This is a genomic window from Megasphaera sp. SW808, from assembly GCF_012027795.1.
Lineage (GTDB): Bacteria > Bacillota > Negativicutes > Veillonellales > Megasphaeraceae > Megasphaera > Megasphaera stantonii.
In genome coordinates this window covers 20,753-38,746 of record NZ_SJOT01000012.1, presented here as the reverse complement: position 1 = coordinate 38,746, position 17,994 = coordinate 20,753, and the positions used below count along the sequence as shown (strand labels likewise).

Here is a 17,994-nt window from a genome sequence, read left to right as displayed (position 1 = left end):
GTGTTTGGTCGCTAGGGTATAAAGGTAGGGCGAGTATCCCACTAGGTGTATGTTACCTGCTAGAGGCACCCGCCCACTGTTCTTTATTACATAGAACATCTGTTTGTTTATCCTTATGATACCGAACAACTGTTCTACCTTCAAATATGGAATTGTCAAGTCTACTAGTATCCCTATAACTCTTCGGGATGATACTTTTCTAACCACGACCTCGTCATAATAGTAAGTACGGCCGTATAGTCGTTCCCTATGATTTTTACGATGCGGCCTTCACCTGCTAAGCCTATCGTGAGAATGCTATCCTTTTGGAGCCTAGACACTTGATAAAAGTCAAACGCATTCACCCAAACACCCTTAGCGATTCTATACGGGTGTTCTATGCCATTAACGCCTTTAGTAACGCCTTCGGCTTCGCAGAACTTGCGCACGTCATCCCTAGACACGCTGATGAAATGAGCGGGGTCTGCTGGAGAATTGATGTAGTATTCTATGTATTTCCCAGACTCTAAGTGTTTTACTGCGTCCAGATCTAAATATGGATTACTATACTTGTCCGTATTCAGTTCGGGAGACACGGCTATGATTACACGGGTATTTGTCCAATATTTCCGGCCGCCTTTCGTTATAAAATGGCTTAATCTAGCCCCATAGTCGTTCTTGTGCGTCAACTTTTTAGCGACAGACACCAGATTATGAATGCCGTAGCGGCTGCCGTCGTAGCCTTCTACAAACTGGCGTATTTTCTCCAGTTTTTCAGCGTCGGACACGTTTGAATACCTTAGAATACTTGCGATTTCTTGCTTCCATGTTAATTTTGCCATGATAATACCTTCCTTCCTTGTAAATCATTATGTTTTATTAGCCTGTCTCATCAGCGCAGGGCGGCTATTCCTCTGCGGACTACTAGGATAGACCTAGTAGTTTCGACTATCTTTTAGAATTCATAACAGCGTCTAATAAGTCTGTACGCTTGATATAAAGCTCTTGACTGTACATCCAGCCACGATTCCCGGCTGTTCGGCTGCTTTTCGCCGTAGTTCGTGCGTCTCTTCTCTGTATTATTGCAGAGGCGTTCACAGATGTCCTCGTCATATACTAGGTACCCACCTCCGTAACTTAATACAACGAAGTCCCCGGCACCATTCAGACACATGCTTTTTAATTCTGCGGTGCTTTCCGGCATGTTGTCGAAGTTTTCAGTCATTTCTAAAGCGTATTCCTTTACGCCTCTCTGCCATGCACTACGGCACTTCGTTTCCTCGATTTTCTGTAACAATTCCTGTTTAGTCATGGTATTATTCCCCTTCCTCTTCATCATCTTCAATATCTAAGTAGGCATAGTATTCGCCGGTTTCCGCTAGGTAGTCGGCCAGCTCTTCGTCATAATATGGGCTTTCGATGTCGTCCACTTCGTTAAAGCTCTGCAAATTGCCGTAACCATCGAAGCGGCACAGCCAGTCCGAAGCACTGAAGTTTCCGTTTAGTACAGCCATTACGGCATCCTTTGCACTCGTGAAAAGTTCGTCATAGTCCAGATCGGCCACTGTGTAAATGTAATCGTCTGGGCAGTATTCCTGTGCATAATCGTTCCACATTGCTAATTTGTCGTAATCGCTGGCATCTCTCAAAGCTTCTAAAATCTTTTCCTGTAATGTCATTGTCTTCTCCTGCCTTCCTGTCTTAATTACACTGCATTGTCACTACATTTTAATTTAAAAATTTTTGCGGTATCTTTCGTACCGCCTTTCGTTGTCTATATCTTACTACATTGTCACTACAATGTCAATAGTAAATTTATAACATTGTCACTACATTTTTTCTATGGTATAATACTAATATAAAAGAGGTGATAAAATGGATAAAGACACAAAAGAAGTATTCTTACAAATCAGAATAACGGAAGAATTAAAAGAAAAATTTAAAAGAATATTAAAAGATAATGGAGACACGGCAAGCGGTTATTTAACTCGTGTAATTACGAGATATGTAAAAGAACACGAGAGCAAAGACAAATAAAAATAGGGGTATCTAAAGAGTACGAAAAGTATTCTAAAGATACCCCTATTTTGTTATAATCTAAGCATATTATACATATAGGAGGCCTGAAACATGAACAAGTCCTTACCATTAATTATTATTGCCTCACTGCTTTTCTTCTCTACCCCTATTGTTTCAAATGCGTATGACTGGAAGCGTGATACATGGGATAGAAGCAGTCCAAACGCTTTTGTAAAGTGGCATAATGAAGTGTACGGGGTGCAGCCTAACGAACGCCCGCCGGAAAATTACACGCCGGAGGAACGAATTGACGAGGTGATCGCTTACGCTGTTTCTATGGATGAAACGCAAGGAAAAACAATAATGAGTAATCATAACGCAATTAAGGAATTACAAGAGGATAATAAAAAACTTAAGACACAAGTTAAATTCTTAATAGTTTGCATAGTAATTATTATCATAGTCATCATTGGTGGGTTTACATGGGTATTATCTAGGAATAGAAAATAGTACAATGTATTCCTAATTGATATAGACAAATTCCCTAAATAGATATGAAACTGATTCCCAACGAATACCAATTATCCCTTAGTATTTCCTCCCGATTCCCATTCCTCCCCTTGGTACTCCGCAGTACTCCTCCAGTACCAAAACGGACAGATACAGAAACTATTACAACGGTTCCGTGTGTATCATAAAAAATAACAATGGATTGCCACCTGAACCCTTACGAATGGCTTAATCATGCGGTTCCCCGTGTTACTATAGGTATCGTAGGCTAATCCCTCGTATTCACACGGAGCCGGGTGTATCTTTTAAATGGATAAAAACAGTGGAGATTCTGAAGATGACCGGGGGTACCGGGGGAAACCGGGAATTTCCTTCAATTAATTCAGTATCACGAATTTTTCACCATTTTTGATACCCTTGCCTACTTTCCTCCCCTTGTGCTACCCTTGAATTACAGGAGATAGGAGAGACAAAGGAGGAAAGGTAAATGGTAAGTTAGCGTATGGCAGCAAAGAAAAGAACACATGGAACCGGGTCTATCGCCCGGACAGACAGCGGTAAATACAAAGGAACCATAAGAGTCCTCGTAAAGGGCGAACAGAAGCGTATATCGAAGACTTTCGCTACCCGTAAGGAAGTTGAGAAATGGTTTAACGAGGTATCCAGACAGAACGTTAAGTACCACACCCCTACTACTGTCTCGGAATACTTTGAACACTTTCTGGAAATGAAAGAGGAAGTATATCGTGAGTCTACCCTTTATGGAATCAAATTGTTTTATCAGAAGCATATCAAGGGGAGTATTCTAGATAAGACACAGTTCTCCTCTCTGGATGCTACGATAATCAACAGGTACTTCCTCGGGCTGGCCTCACATGGCTATGCTTCCTCTACCCTCACCCGCTGGCGAAAGAACTTCAAGAGTATTCTGGAGATGGCTATGTACGAAGGGTATATAGAAGAAAACCTCATGAATAGCCCTAGAATCGTCAAGAAGCTCAAAGGGAAACCATCAAGACCAATTACACCTTTCACCAAAGAAGAAGTCCGTAAACTGCTAAATATGAAGAATTTGAGGAAGCTGCCAGTAGTGTACCAGACATATATCTTACTGGCGTTCCTTACCGGGGCAAGGCCACAAGAAATCATGGCGTTAACCAAGAGTGATGTAACGCTTACCTCTGTGTCTTTCAACAAGTCCTTGGGGCTACACGGAAAACTGCAAGACTGCATGAAGACACCTCACAGCATGCGAACAGTCCCGATCCCAGAGAAGTACGGGAAGATTCTTGAAGATAATAAAAAGACACTCCCACAGGAAAATCTTTTTTATTCCTGTAAGAGTGCCAATGGATATTTAAGCAAAGATAACATAGGGTGGCGGTTCAAGAGATATGTGTCTGCGGTTCTTGGCGGGACTACTAAACACAGACTCTATGATACCCGTCACACCTATGCTACCTTACTCATAACTGTAGACAAAGTTGATGTGAAGACAGTCAGTAAACTTATGGGGCACAGCAACATTGAAACTACCCTCCGGTACTACACACATGCTGCCGAGTTCCCGTGTTACACGGTGTTACACGTGTAAGACAAAAGTGTCAAATCGGTGTCAAAGTCCTCTGCGAAATGCTTCATCAGACTAAAGGACACCTGACTGCAAACTTACATATCACCTAATCTGCCGATGGTCTGTTTCTTCTTCACCGGCTGATGGCCGATTTTTTCAACGAGGATGAACAGCATCGGAATGAGGAATACGCCCAGAATCGTCGCCATAGACGTACCGAAGACGACGACGATACCCATGGTGACACGGGATGCCGCGCCGGCGCCCGTAGCAAGAGCCAACGGGATAGAGCCTACGACGAAGGCCAGGGACGTCATGACGATAGGACGGAGACGAATCTTCGCCGCTTCAATAGCTGCCGATACGGGATCCATGCCGCGTTCATCGACACGGACTTTAGCGTATTCGATAATCAGGATGGCGTTTTTAGCCGCCAAACCGATAACGGCGAGAATACCGATCTGGAAGTAAATGTTGTTCGTCTGGTCAAAGATGTACGTGAACAGCGTCGCGCCGAACAAGCCGGCCGGCACGCTGAACAGTACGGCGAACGGTACCTTCCAGCTTTCGTACAAGGCTGCCAATACGAGGAATACGAAGAGGATAGCCAGACCGAAGACGTAAATCGTCTTGTTGCCGGCTTCGACTTCTTCACGGCTCATGTCGGCCCATTCATAGGTGTAGCCTTCGCCGAGCGTATCGGCGGCGACTTCCTGCAGGGCTTTCAGCGCATCGCCGGAGCTCTGGCCGGCAGCCGGAGCGCCCATGATCTTAATGGCCGGATAGTCGTTGAAACGAGTGATAATAGAAGCCGAGCCAATCGGACGGGGCCGTACGAAGTTGGCCACGGAAATGAGCTCGTTATTGGAATTGCGGACGTAGAGGTTCTTGTTGCCGTCGACGGTTTCACGGAACTGCGGAGCTGCCTGGATGACGACCTTAAAGTTACGTCCGAAAATAGTGAAGTCGTTGATCTGGTACGAGCCGTAGAAAGACTGCAAAGTCTGGTATACAGAGCTCATAGATACGCCTTCTCTGGCAACCATGTCGCGGTCTACGTCGAGGTAATACCCCGGCGTATCGTTGGAAAAGGCCGTATAGACGGAGCCGATTTCCGGCCGTTTCGCCGCTTCGGCAATAAATTTATTGGCCGTTTCCATCAATTCGTCTGTCGTGTGGCCGCCGCGGTTTTCGATGTGCAGCGTAAAGCCGGCAGAAATGCCCATGCCGTCAATAGGCGGCGGGTTGATGGCGACGACCGAAGCCTGGGGAATCTGCGCACCGTGAGCCATGATCTTGCCTACCAGCGCGTCAACGGACATGCTCGGATCTTTACGCTGATCCCAGTCTTCCATGCCGACGAAAGCCGTCGCACCATTCGTCTTAGCGCCGCCGGCCAGCATGTTGTAGCCAACGATATTCATGGACTGCGTAACGCCGGGCTGCTGTTCAATCCAGTTGCCCAAATCGACGGCAATCTGCTTGGTAATCGTCTGGGACGTGCCTTCCGGCAAGGTCGTGCTGACGATGACGAAGCCGTTATCTTCCGACGGCACGAAGCCTGTCGGAATGATGGTGAACAAGAATCCGGAAATACCGGAAATCATAATCAGGAAAGCGACGCTCCACTTGATGCGCCGGTTCAAATGCACCAGACGGATACCGTACCAGTTCGTCATGCGTTCAAAAGCACGATTGAACTGCTGGAAAAATTTAAAGATGCCTTTCGGATTTTCCGTCGGTTTATGAACCTTCAGGATAGAGGCGCACATGGCCGGCGTCAGCGTCAGGGCGACGAAGGCCGAAATGGCCACGGAAATAGCAATCGTAAAGGCAAACTGCCGGTACAAAATACCGCTCATGCCGCTCAGGAAGCCGACTGGGATAAATACGGACGCCAGTACGCAGGCAACGCCGATAACCGGGTTCTGTACGTTCTGCATGGCGATGATCGTCGCTTCCCTCGGCCCCTTGTTGTTGTACTTGATTTCATATTCGACAGCTTCGATAACGACGATGGCATCGTCGACGAGAAGGCCGATAGCCAAAACCATGGCGAACAAGGTCAGGGTATTAATGGAGAAATCTAAAATCGTAAAGCAGGCAAAGGTCCCGAGCAGCGATACAGGAACGGCGATCAGCGGGATCAGCGTCGACCGACCGCTCTGGAGGAACAAGTATACGATAGCCGCTACGAGGAGCAGCGCTTCCACAAAGGTGTGAATAACTTCGTTGATAGACGCCGATACGAACTTCGTGCTGTCGTAAATAATACGGTAATCCAAGTCGGATGGGAAGGATTTTTTAGCTTCTTCCAATACTTCCCGCGCGCCGCTTACAGTCTGCATGGCATTGGCGTCTGACGTCAGGCTGACCATGAAGCCGGCCTGAGGCTGGCCGTTGAAGTTGCCTTCCACGTTATAATCCTTTGCACCCAATTCTACCGTGGCGACATCGCCGACGCGAACCATCGTTCCGTCCGGATTGGTACGGACGATGACATCTCGGAATTGTTCGGCAGTCTGGAGACGGCCTTCAGCGCGCATTGTATACTGGTACGTCTGGTCGTTCGTCGTCGGCTGCGAGCCGATGGAGCCGACGGCAGCCTGGATATTCTGGCCTTCAATAGCAGAAATAATATCCGTCGGCGTGACCTGAAGGATATTCATCTTCAGCGGGTCCATCCAGATACGCATGGCGTAGTCGGAGCCAAATTCTTCAACGTTGCCGACGCCGGAAACGGATTTCAAGGCATCCATAAAGAACTGGGTTGCATAGTTCTTCATGAACGTGGCGTCATAAGTACCGTTCGGGGAATACAAGGCGAAAACCATAGCCGTAGAACTCGTCGATTTCTGGACCGTAACGCCTGTTGCCGTAACTTCCTGCGGCAATGTCGCCTGAACCTGGCTGACGCGGTTCTGCGTATTAACCGTGTCCATGTCGTCGTTACTGCCCGTTTCGAACTGGACGGTCAGGGAATACCGGCCGCTGTCGTTACTGGAGCTGGACATGTTTACCATGTCGTCGACGCCGATCATCTGGCGTTCGATGACGCTGGCGACGGTATCACTGATAACTTCGGCGTTAGCGCCTGTATAGGTCGCGGACACGCTGACCTGCGGAGGCGTAACGTTCGGATATTTTGCGACAGGCAGGGACATCATCGCCAAGAGACCGGCAATCGATATGATCAACGATATGACGATGGCGAAGATCGGCCTGTCAATAAAGAATTTTGATATCACTCTCTCGCCCCCTATTTACTTTCTGTTTTCACAGCTATATCGGAGCCGCTTTCAATTTCGGCTTTTGTCAGCAAGTGCTGATCGAGCGTCGCGCCGCCCGTAGCTTTCTGGTAGCCGTCGACGATGATGAGGTCGCCGTCGCTGATGCCTTCGTTGATAATCCAGAACTTGCCGACCTTCTGACCCGGCGTAACGGGCTTATTCTGCGCCTTGCCTTCGCTGTCGATGACTGAGACGAAGTAGCGGCCCAGGGTCTGCTGTACGGCGCGCTGCGGAACCATGACGGCGTGCTGCTGTACCTGCGTGTCAGAAACGACGGTAGCGTACAAGCCCGGAATCAGGAGGTTCTGCGGATTTTCAAACTGCGCTTTGATAATGATGGAGCCGGAATTGCCGTCCATGCCGTGGTTAATCTGCACGACGTGGCCTTCATAGGCATACATGGAGCCGTCACTCAGGCGCAGCTGCAGATGGTCTCCCCAGCTGCCCGGTTCGTCCGACCGCTTCTTCATCATCTGCAGGTATTCCGCTTCGCTGACGGAGAATTCTACGTACACAGGATCTAACGTAGAAATCGTCACCAAGTCGGTCTGGCCGGCTGTAGCGTACGTGCCGACGGCTACGTCGTCGACGTTGAGCTTGCCGCTGAACGGAGCGTATACGATCGTATCGTCGACGTTATCCTGAGCAGATTGCACCAGCGCGTCGTTGGCTTCCAGCACAGCCTGCTGCTGCCGCGTCGCCGCTTCCTGATCCGTCAGTGTCTGAACGGAAATCGCGTCCTGCTCGACCAGCTGCTGATACCGGCGCAGGTTGAGCTGCTGATTGGCCAGATTGGCCGCAGCCTGAGCCCGGTTGGCCTTGGCGTTTTCCAAAGCTGCATCGTATTCGCGGCTGTCGATACGGAATAAAGGCTGCCCCGCCGTGACCTGCTGGCCGCCCTGCACGTATTTTTCAACGACGCGGCCGGAAATCTTAGCGCGTACAGGAACCTTATCCGTCGCAATGACCGTGCCGCTGTACTCGGCCCGCACAGGCGTGTCTTCCGCCGTTACCTTATACGTATTGACGGCGACAGGCGCCTTCTGCCCGGCCTCCTGAGAGCCGCACCCTGCCAATAACGACGCGACAGTCAGCACCGTCACGCCCATCGTGAATACCTTATGTTTGTGTATCATTCGTTACTTGCCTCCTGTCTTTTTATTCCGTATAAAATTACACGGATACATTTTTCCATATATTCGGAAAAAGAAGATTCATGTTCCGACTCGTCGAAGTATTCCAATATATCATCGGAAGCGCTGTGCAGCATGTGAATCAGAAGAAACTTATCGACTTCCTTAAAGGAATCTTCCTGCTGCGCTTGTTCGAACAACTGGCTCAGCAGCGCCCAATCCATGCGGCGCCGTTCTTCCAGCGCGGCGCAGACCTCGGGCATCTTGCGCAGGATTTCGTCGGTCTTGCGAACGGAAAGAACGGAGATATAATGCGTTTTTACATTGAAGAAGTTTATGATTTTTTCTTCCGTCGTCATCTCCGTATTCGCCAGCAGGGCCACATGCTGTTCATGTATGTCGTCGATTAAAGAAAGCATCGATTTCTCAATAATTTCCTGCTTCGATGAAAAATGCTCGTACAGCGTGCGCTTACTGATGCGAAGGTTTCGAGCCAAATCATCCATATGAAAATCCGCGCCGCGGCGGTTGATTTCATGCAAAGCTTCGGCAATGATCTTTTCTCGAATATCTGCCGCCATTTCAACACATCCTATGTAATATAGTAAACTAAAAATGAAAACTCAGTACCAATTTATAGTTTAATATACTCTATCTTATTAGTCAATAGAAATTATCTGGGTGATGAAAACTTTTATTTCTTTTTAAGTTTCCGACGGCCATCCGTTAGTATGTCTTTCCCAAAGACGCAATGCGTATTTTCATGATGGCCTTTTTAATCGGTTTCCCCTCTCCGTCGGGAGCGCAGAGGCAGCGATGGCCGTCGGCAGGCGTAAAGACGGCGAAGGTTCCTGGGACCATGCGAATTACCGTATCTTCGCCAATGCGGGGATTATAAAACCAGGCATCGGACGCCGAGCGGTCTTCCACGACGGCGCCGGCGTTGCGAATGGGCTGATAACCGATGATTTCGTCTCCTTCAATGACCGTCTGGATGTCGATGTACTCGCGATGGGCTTCCATCGTCCGTTCCGCCGCCGGATGGGTTTCGCCGACGTCGACGTTCATGTAGTTGCCGTCGCCTAATTCATGGCGTCCCGGTTCGAGCGAAGCCAAATCGTACGACGCCAGCTTTTCTATCCACTTGGCTACTCCTGCCGGCACGTACGGAATCTCTTTTTCCCACTGCTTTAAATTACCTACGTACATAGCTCGTCCCTCCTAGTCTTCTTCCTGTTCCCGCTGCGTTACGTTTTTATCGAACAGCGCATCGGCAAATTGAGCCGCGTCGAAGGGCCGCAGGTCGTCAGCACCTTCGCCGACGCCGACCCAGCGGACGGGCACGCCCAATTCCCGCTTGATAGACAAGATAATGCCGCCCTTGGCCGTGCCGTCGAGCTTGGTCAGCACGACGCCCGTCAGGGGCACGACATCGCCGAACAGCTTGGCCTGGCTGACGGCGTTCTGTCCCGTCGTCGCGTCGAGGACCAGCAGCGTTTCATGAGGCGCGCCGTCGATGTTGCGGCCGGCCACGCGGGCCATCTTCCGCAGCTCTTCCATGAGGTTTGATTTCGTGTGAAGCCGTCCGGCCGTATCGACGAGGAGTACGTCGATGCCCCTGGCCTTAGCCGAAGCCGTAGCGTCGAACACGACGGCCGCCGCGTCGGCCCCTTCCTGATGCTTTACGATAGGCACGTCGTTCCGTTCGGCCCAAATCGTCAGCTGCTCCGATGCAGCGGCGCGGAACGTATCGCCGGCGGCCAGCATGACCTTTTTCCCCTGCTGGGTGTAATACTTGGCCAGCTTGCCGATAGTCGTCGTCTTTCCGACGCCGTTGACGCCGACGATGAAGATGACCTCCGTCGTCCCCGTCCGGTCCGGCATGGGCTCGGCGTTTTCCTCCAACAGCTCGACAACGCATTTTTCCAAATAAGGAACGACGTCGTTTCCGTCGCGAATCTCTTTCGATTTGACGCCTTCTCTGATTTTACCCAGCAGGTAATCCGTCGTTTCGACACCGATATCGCTGGTCAGCATGACCGCTTCCAAATCCTCGTACATTTCGTCGTCGATCTTGGCGTAGCCGCGGACGACCGTTTCAATATTCTGAATAAATGATTTCTTCGTCTTTTCCAGACCTTTGCGCAATTTTGAAAAAAAGCCCATGATTACGTTCCTTTCTCTAAGAGTTCGTCTACTTTAACAGTTAATAGCCGGGATACACCCCGTTCTTCCATCGTCACGCCCTGCAGCGTATTGGCAGCTTCCATCGTCTTGCGGCGGTGCGTAATGACGATGAACTGCGTCGCGCCGCTGTAATTTTTCAAATAGCAGGCCATGCGCTCGACGTTGGCCTCGTCCAGGGCCGCGTCCACTTCGTCGACGAGGCAGAACGGCGCCGGATGATAGGCCAGGAAGGCCAGGAGCAGGGCGATGACCGTCAGAGCCCGTTCGCCGCCAGACAACAAGGACAGCTGCTGCTTTTTCTTTCCCGGCGGCTGAATCATGATCTCGATGCCGGCGTTCAGCACGTCCTGCTCGTCCGTCAGCACGGCCTTAGCCTGGCCGCCGCCGAAGAGGCGGCTGAAAATCTGCTGAAAATGGCCGCCGATCTCACCGAGGGCCTGGCGGAACTGGGCCGTCATGGCGTCGTCGATTTCGGCGACGATGTCCTCCAGCTTGGCCCTCGATTCCTGCAAATCGGCGCATTGCTTCTGGTAAAATTCCTGCTGCGCCAGGGCCGCCCGGTATTCTTCCTCGGCGTTGCCGTTGATCTGCCCCAGATCGGCAATGCGCCGCTTCAAGTCGGCCACGCGGTCGTGGAGCTCTTTCAGCGAGCCGTCGCGCCGCCGTTCCATCGCTTCCTGCCGCGTCAGCCCCTGCAGGGCCAGCAGTTCTTCGCCGCGGCGTATGTCGCCGCTGTATTTTTCCAGCTGCACGTTGGCGGCGCTGAGGCGCTCGCTGCACAGCCGTTCCCGTTCCCGCAGCTCCGCCAGGGATTGCTCCAGCGTCTGGCTTTGCCGGAAGTTTTCTTCCCTGTCACGGTAAAATTCTTCTTTTTCCGCATCCTTCTGCTGCGTTTCCCGTTCTTTCAATGCAATCTTTTCCGTCAATTCCTGCAGCAGCGTTTCCGTTTCCGTCAAGCGGGCCCGCCATTCGCGCCGCCGGTCGGACAGCCCTTCGCCGTCGCGGCCGTGCTGCGCCGTTTCTTCGCCGTGCCGGCGCATCTGCTCTCCCGCCTGGCGTACCTGTTCTTCCAGCGTCGCCACGGCAATCTGCCGCTCCGTCAGGGCTTGGCGGCATTCCTCCGCTTCCTGCAAGGCCGCCGTCCGCGCCGCTTCCAATTCCTGCGTATTTTCTGCCGGCGTCTGTTCCAGGACGGCCAACACCTCTTCCTGCCGCACCAGCTCGGCCTGCATATCGGCCCGTACCTGCTGCAGCTGCTCAGCCTGCCCGTCGAGGCGCTGCAGCTCTTCCTGAGCCTTCTCTGCCTCCTGCCGGGCCGACGCTGCTTGCCACTGCCGCTTCTGCAGCTCTACCTGCAGCGTACGGCTTTGCTCATCCTGTTTATCAAGGTTTCGTTTCAGCTCTTCTGCTTTGCAGCGCATCTCGCGTCCCTGGGCAGCCGTCTGTTCCTTTGCCGCCCGAAGCTGGACGGCCTGTTCCTTTAATTCTTCCAGCAAGGCCCTCCGGCTGATCAGGGAGCCCTCCTTGCCCTTCAGGCTGCCGCCGGTCAAAGAACCGCCGGCGTTGAACTGCGTGCCGTCCAGGCAGACGATGCGCAGACGGTATCCATATTTCCGCGCCGTCCGGGAACCTGCATCCACCGAATCGGCGACGAGGGTCTTTCCCAGGAGCGACGCAAAAATACCTGCATAGGCCGCGTCATAGGTCAAAATATCGCTGGCAAAGCCGACGATACCCGGTTCTTGGGATGCCGTTTCTTCGTCGCGAGTCCGCCGGCGTTCCTTCACCGTATCAAGGGGCAGAAACGTCGTCCGGCCGGCATGACGGTCTTTTAAATAGGCAATAGCGGCCTTTGCTGTCTGTTCGTCTTCCGTCACGATGTATCGGGACGCCGCGCCTAGAGCAACGTCCAGCGCCGCGGCGTAGGCCGGCGGTATGCGGCACAGTTCTCCGACGAGGCCGCACACCTGGCGTCTCCAGCCTGTCTTGGCGTCCAAAACGGCCTTAGCCGGACGGCCTGCCCCTTCGTGCTCCTGCTCCATACTTTCCAGCACGCGGATGCGCTGAGCCAGCGCGTCTTCCTGACCTCGCTGGCGGCGGTACGTATCTTCTATGCGCTGCAGCGCCTGCGCAGCTTCTTCCCATTGGCTGCGGCTGGACGCTGCAGCCCCTTCAGCCGCTGACGCTTCTTGCCGCAGGGCTTCTTCCTGCGCCGCCGCGTCGCCGCAGCGCCGCTCGGCTTCTTTCCGCGCCGCCTGCTGCGCCCCTACGGCCCGCTGCAGCTCATCGCAGCGTTCTCCATTTTCCTGCAGGCGCCGCCGCAGTTCTTCTGCATCGCGCCGCAGGACAAACAGCTTCTGCTGGCGGTCCGAATTAGACGCAGTTACCTTTTCCAGCTCAGCCGCAGCCTGACGGGCCTGCTCTTCCGCCTTGCCGAACAGGGCCTGCGTCAGGGCCAGGCCTTTCCTGGCCGCAGCCAGCTCCGCCGTCTTCTGAGCCGACAATTCCTGCAATTCCAGGCCGCGCTTGGCAGCGTCTTCCTTCTTTTTCTGCCAGTCCCGTTCTTCCCGATCCAGCTCCGCTCCTCTTTCCTTCAGCACTTCCTTGCGCTGGACGAAAGCTTCGCGGCGGCTTTTCATGCCGTCCAGTTCAGTATGGACCTGTCGGGCTTCGCTGTCGAGTCGCCGCATCGTCTCCCCTTCCCGCTCCATAGCGGCCATCAGGGTACTGCGCTTCTCTTCGGCTTCGGCCAACGCCTTCACGACGTCCTGCCGTTCTGTCAGCACGGCCAGGCGGTTGTTTTCCGCCTTTTCCAGCAAGCGTTCGCAGTTGCGCAGCTCCTGCAGGGTCAGAGTCCCTTCATAGGATATGCGCTCTGCATCTAACTGGCGAAAGGTTTGTAATGTTTCGGCCTGTTCCTTCATGGGCCCCAGGCGTTCCTCCAGCATAGCCATCATGTCGCGGATACGCTCGACGTTTCGCTCCGTCTCGGCGATTTTCCGCAGGCCTTCCTGCTTGCGGCCCTTATAGCGGCTGATGCCGGCCGCCTCTTCAAAGATAATGCGCCGGTCTTCGGGCTTGCTGTTCAGGATACGGTCGACGCGGTTCTGCCCGATGACGGCCATGGAATCCTGCCCGATGCCCGTATCGGCAAAGAGCATGTGAATGTCCTTCATCCGGCAGGGCCGCTTGTTGATGTAATACTCGCTGTCGCCGGAGCGGAACAGGCGCCGCGTCACGACGACTTCTGCAAAGTCTACGTCCAGCGTGCCGTCGCTGTTGTCAAAATACAGCGACACCTCCGCCGCCCCCTGGGGCCGCCGCCTTTCCGTACCGGCAAAAATGACATCTTCCGCCTTCTGCCCGCGGAGCTGGCGCACGTTTTGCTCGCCCATGACCCAGCGGACGGCGTCGGAAATATTGCTCTTGCCGCTTCCGTTCGGCCCGACAATCGCCGTTATGCCTTTGTCAAATACCAGTGTCGTTTTGTCTGCGAAGGATTTAAATCCCCGCAGCTCCATTTTCACTAATCGCAATGGACCGTTCCTCTTTCCTCGCGGCAGTTTTCTTAAAACAATACAATAAGGTTATAATATATGATAGGAACAACCATACCCAGCGTATAATCGGCCACCTTGAGCTTCGTCAAGCCCATCATGTTCAAGGCGATAGCCAGGATCATGACGTTGCCTACGGCGCTGAGCTCGCGGATGACATCGGGCGTCATGAGGGGCGACAGCAGGGACGCCGCGGCATACACGGCCAGCTCGTATACGATGATGACGATGCCTACCGGCACGGCGCCCACTCCGTACAACGCTCCGAAAATAAAGGCCGATATGCCGTCAATGGTAGATTTCAAATATAAGAGCGTCGTATCTCCTAAAAGAGCTGCCTGAATAGGCCCTAAAATAGCCATCGCGCCGACGACCTGCATGACCGACAAGGTGACGAAGGCCTCGACAAAGTTCGAATCGCCGCCGGCTTTCATGCGGTTCCGCAGCCAAAGGCCGAAGGACTGCATCCGGTCTTCGATAGCCAACACCGTCCCAACGGCCACGCCGATGGCGATGGACAACACCATGAGCAGTATGTTTTCCGTTTGAATGGCGCCCTGAATCGCCATGACGGCCAGGCACAGACCGATGGCCGAAAAGACGGCCTTCGATACGTGCTCCGGCACGCCCTTCTTCAATATGACGCCCAGCACGGCGCCCAAAGCGGTCGCTGCCCCGTTGATAATTACAGCAATCACAATATATCCCCCTTTTGCTGCTTCCGCAGCTTCTCTGTACGTATCTTTCGAATTCCTTCGCCTCGCGGCGCGTCTTGCAAAAAGATATACTTACTCATTATAACAAATTCTCTCTTGTTCGTGTAGTCTATTCTCTGCCTTCGCCGCGGCGGACGGCCAGCCTCTTCCATTTCCCCGTTTACCCTAAATTTACAGTTCATTTCGTTTAAAATCTGCCCCTTTCCCTTGACTTGATAGATATTTATGATTATATTAGAATTTGGATTCGAAAGTCCGCTAAACTAAGAGGAAACGGAGAAGCGCCATGATTCAAGTATACAAACACAATAACGGCCACCTGGAAAATAATATTTCCCTGGTGTCTGCGGAAAAAGGCTCATGGATCGACGTCGTAAATCCCGATTCGGAAGACTTACAGCTCGTATCGATGGTAACGGAAATCCCGACGGACGTGCTGAAGACCGCTCTGGATACGGAAGAACGTTCTCACGTAGAATTAGAAGACAACTACATCTTCGTCGTCATCAACATCCCGATTATTCTGGAAACGGACAGCTACGACACCTTGCCGCTGGGCATCTTTATCACGCCCGATTTCATCATCACCCTGTGCATCCAGGAAACGGAAGTCATGCGCGCGTTCACGGAAAATAAATATCCTCTGTTTTATACCTTCAAAAAAACGCGTTTCTTGTTCCAGATACTCTATCGCTCGGCCACGTTGTTCCTAAAATACCTGATGCAGATTAACCACCGCACCGACGATATCGAAGATATCCTGCGCCATTCCATGCGCAACAAGGAATTCTTCCTCTTATTGGAATTACAGAAGTCCCTGACCTACTTTACGTCGGCCCTGCGGGGCAACGGCATCGTCATGGAGCGTCTCATGCGCCTGCGCCGCAACACGTCTCTCCATCACCTGCTGAAAATGTACGAAGAAGATGAGGACCTGCTGGAAGACGTCATCATCGAAAACAAGCAGGCTATCGAAATGGTTGAAATGTATTCCAACATCCTCATGAGCATGTCCGATACGTTCGCCTCTATCATTTCCAACAACCTGAACATCGTCATGAAATTCCTGGCCTCCATCACGATTATCCTGGCCGTGCCGACGATTATCTTCAGTTTTTGGGGCATCAACGTCCCCCTGCCCTTCGCCAACAACGTCATGGGTTTCGTATACGTCATCGCCATCGCCTTTTTCTGCGCCCTCTGCGCCGTCTTCATGCTGTGGCGAAAGGATTTATTCTGACAGACCGCCTATACACTGCAAAAGCTGGCCTCGCCGCTGCCGAAACAGGCAGCCGGCGATGACCAGCTTTTTTTGTCTGCATATATTTAAGTATATTATTGTCCGGCCGTCATGCTCTTGATCGGCTCAAAGCTGCGCCGATGGATGGGACAGGGGCCGTACTGCCGTATGGCGTCGACGTGGCGCTGCGTCAAATAGCCTTTATGGACGGCAAATCCGTACTGAGGATAAGCCTCGTCGTATTCCATCATGACCCGGTCCCTCGTCACCTTGGCGATAATCGAAGCCGCCGCAATAGACGCGCTCTGGCTGTCGCCGTGGACGACGGACTGATGAGGTACCGTCAGATCCTTCAAGGGCATGGCGTCGATGAGGACGGCTTCCGCCGGCACAGCAAGGCCCGCCGCCGCTTCATACATCCCCTGCATCGTCGCGTGGTAAATGTCGAGGGCATCGATTTCCAGCTCCGACTTGGCAACGCACGACACGGCCACGGCTTCAGCCATGATTTTATCATACAAAGCGTCCCGTTTCGCCGCCGACAGCTTTTTGCTGTCGTTTAATCCGGGACATTCCCAGTAAGGCGGCAGGATGACGGCGGCTACCATGACCGGCCCGGCCACGGGGCCCCGCCCGGCTTCGTCGATGCCGGCGACGTGGTATATGCCGTCGTTATAATAGGCCGTTTCCAGGGAATACATGTGCATGACTCGTTCCCGTTCGGCTTCTTCCTTCATCTTGCGGCGGATATAGGTATCCGCTAATTTTTGTACGGAAAGGCGGCGGTCTTCCTTCATAGTCTGCAGCAGGGCCATGACGTCGTCGGGATTCTGCTCCAGCAGGGCTTTAATATCAGCCGTCTTTAGCTGCCCGATGTCGATCATGATTCTCCGCCCCCACACGCTTCGCCGCAGCGGTCCAGGGAAATCAAGCCGATTTTGCCTTCGCGGTATTCCTTCAAAATGAGCTTATAAGTCTTCTCCATGTCGACGACGCCGCCTGATACGATGCAGCCACGCTTGCGGCCGATGGCTTCGATCGTTTCCAAGGGCGCAGCTCCCAGCGCGTCCAGCTTAAATCTCGCCAGCAATTCGTCGGCGTAGAACTGGCTCAATTCTTCGATGAGCTGGGTAATGACCGTTTCCATGTCGAATACCGTGTCGGAAATGGCCCCTGTCGCGGCCAGCCGATAGGCGCTGACCTGATTTTCCAGCTTAGGCCACAATACGCCCGGCGTGTCGAGAAGGTCGAGCTGATCGCCGATGTGAACCCACTGCTTGCCCTTCGTTTCGCCCGGCTTGTCGGCCGTCTTGGCGGCGCTGCGCCGGGCCAGCTTGTTGATGAGCGTCGACTTGCCTACGTTGGGAATGCCGAGAATCATCGTCCGCACGGAACGGTTCTTCAGCCCCCGGGCCCGCCAATGGGCCAGCTTGGGCTCGGCCAGCTTGCGCACCAAGGCGACGAGCTGCTTGACTCCCTTGCCATCCTTGCTGTTTAAGGGCAGCACGATGCGTCCCTGCTCCTTATAATACTGTACCCATTCCCTGACCATGTCCGGGTCGGCCAAGTCGGCCTTGTTCATGACGACGACCGACGGCTTCTGGCCGATGAGGCTGGCTATCATGGGGTTGGTGCTGCTCATGGGGATGCGGGCGTCGACGAGCTCGATGACAACGTCGATGACCTTCAGATTTGCTTCTATCAGCCGCCTGGCTTTCGCCATGTGGCCGGGATACCAGTTGATAATCATAACGTACCTCTCTTTTGTCTGTGTTTCGTTTCTATTGTAG

General features: G+C 52.7%; 16 protein-coding genes and 1 other RNA gene. 4 read left to right on the top strand and 13 right to left on the bottom strand.

Annotated features, from left to right (window positions below; all coding sequences use genetic code 11):
• Positions 1-173: 173 nt before the first annotated feature.
• The 4 genes from E0L13_RS06175 to E0L13_RS06160 form a co-directional block, all read right to left on the bottom strand.
• Positions 174-821 (bottom strand): hypothetical protein, encoded by a 648-nt coding sequence (locus tag E0L13_RS06175; RefSeq protein WP_168061043.1) that lies wholly within the window; start codon positions 819-821, stop codon positions 174-176.
• 36 nt (positions 822-857) lie between these two features.
• Positions 858-929, bottom strand: an RNA gene (locus tag E0L13_RS06170) — hammerhead ribozyme type II.
• A 5-nt stretch (positions 930-934) separates the two neighbouring features.
• Positions 935-1,291 (bottom strand): hypothetical protein, encoded by a 357-nt coding sequence (locus E0L13_RS06165; protein ID WP_168061041.1) that lies wholly within the window; start codon positions 1,289-1,291, stop codon positions 935-937.
• Between the two features lie 4 nt (positions 1,292-1,295).
• Positions 1,296-1,658, bottom strand: a complete 363-nt coding sequence (locus tag E0L13_RS06160) for a hypothetical protein (protein WP_168061039.1) — start codon at positions 1,656-1,658, stop codon at positions 1,296-1,298.
• Between the two features lie 196 nt (positions 1,659-1,854).
• Here E0L13_RS06160 and E0L13_RS06155 point away from each other — a divergent pair, with 196 nt between their 5' ends.
• From E0L13_RS06155 to E0L13_RS06145, 3 genes are all read left to right on the top strand, one after another.
• Positions 1,855-2,016, top strand: coding sequence for a hypothetical protein (locus E0L13_RS06155; protein WP_168061037.1), 162 nt, complete (start codon positions 1,855-1,857; stop codon positions 2,014-2,016).
• Positions 2,017-2,109: 93 nt separating this feature from the next.
• On the top strand, positions 2,110-2,508 hold the full coding sequence (locus tag E0L13_RS06150) for a hypothetical protein (protein ID WP_168061035.1): 399 nt from the start codon (positions 2,110-2,112) through the stop codon (positions 2,506-2,508).
• A 502-nt stretch (positions 2,509-3,010) separates the two neighbouring features.
• Positions 3,011-4,102, top strand: a complete 1,092-nt coding sequence (locus E0L13_RS06145; protein WP_168061033.1) for a site-specific integrase — start codon at positions 3,011-3,013, stop codon at positions 4,100-4,102.
• A gap of 74 nt (positions 4,103-4,176) precedes the next feature.
• On the opposite strand, the gene E0L13_RS06140 is transcribed toward E0L13_RS06145, so the two are convergent.
• From E0L13_RS06140 to E0L13_RS06110, 7 genes are all read right to left on the bottom strand, one after another.
• Positions 4,177-7,329, bottom strand: a complete 3,153-nt coding sequence (locus E0L13_RS06140) for a multidrug efflux RND transporter permease subunit (protein WP_107195283.1) — start codon at positions 7,327-7,329, stop codon at positions 4,177-4,179.
• 11 nt (positions 7,330-7,340) lie between these two features.
• Entirely contained in the window at positions 7,341-8,507 is a 1,167-nt protein-coding gene (locus tag E0L13_RS06135; RefSeq protein WP_087477526.1) for an efflux RND transporter periplasmic adaptor subunit, read from the bottom strand.
• Entirely contained in the window at positions 8,504-9,085 is a 582-nt protein-coding gene (locus tag E0L13_RS06130) for a TetR/AcrR family transcriptional regulator (protein ID WP_087477527.1), read from the bottom strand. Before E0L13_RS06130 ends, E0L13_RS06135 begins: the two co-directional genes overlap by 4 nt.
• Positions 9,086-9,230: 145 nt before the next feature.
• On the bottom strand, positions 9,231-9,713 hold the full coding sequence (locus E0L13_RS06125) for a YhcH/YjgK/YiaL family protein (RefSeq protein WP_107195284.1): 483 nt from the start codon (positions 9,711-9,713) through the stop codon (positions 9,231-9,233).
• Positions 9,714-9,725: 12 nt separating this feature from the next.
• Positions 9,726-10,670, bottom strand: a complete 945-nt coding sequence (gene ftsY, locus E0L13_RS06120) for a signal recognition particle-docking protein FtsY (protein WP_087477529.1) — start codon at positions 10,668-10,670, stop codon at positions 9,726-9,728.
• Positions 10,671-10,672: 2 nt separating this feature from the next.
• Positions 10,673-14,218, bottom strand: a complete 3,546-nt coding sequence (smc, locus tag E0L13_RS06115; protein ID WP_232818724.1) for a chromosome segregation protein SMC — start codon at positions 14,216-14,218, stop codon at positions 10,673-10,675.
• A gap of 41 nt (positions 14,219-14,259) precedes the next feature.
• The gene (locus E0L13_RS06110) at positions 14,260-14,946 is read right to left on the bottom strand and encodes a DUF554 domain-containing protein (RefSeq protein WP_087477531.1); all 687 of its coding nucleotides are present in this window, start codon (positions 14,944-14,946) and stop codon (positions 14,260-14,262) included.
• 304 nt (positions 14,947-15,250) lie between these two features.
• On the opposite strand from E0L13_RS06110, the gene E0L13_RS06105 reads away from it, so the two are divergent.
• Positions 15,251-16,204 carry a magnesium transporter CorA family protein gene (locus E0L13_RS06105; protein WP_087477532.1) on the top strand — a complete coding sequence of 318 codons (954 nt, stop codon included), beginning with the start codon at positions 15,251-15,253 and terminating at the stop codon, positions 16,202-16,204.
• A 95-nt stretch (positions 16,205-16,299) separates the two neighbouring features.
• On the opposite strand, the gene E0L13_RS06100 is transcribed toward E0L13_RS06105, so the two are convergent.
• Entirely contained in the window at positions 16,300-17,088 is a 789-nt protein-coding gene (locus tag E0L13_RS06100; RefSeq protein WP_107195287.1) for a ribonuclease HII, read from the bottom strand.
• A complete protein-coding gene (ylqF, locus tag E0L13_RS06095) occupies positions 17,085-17,954 on the bottom strand; it encodes a ribosome biogenesis GTPase YlqF (protein WP_154877385.1) in 870 nt (289 codons plus the stop codon). Before ylqF ends, E0L13_RS06100 begins: the two co-directional genes overlap by 4 nt.
• Positions 17,955-17,994: the final 40 nt, after the last annotated feature.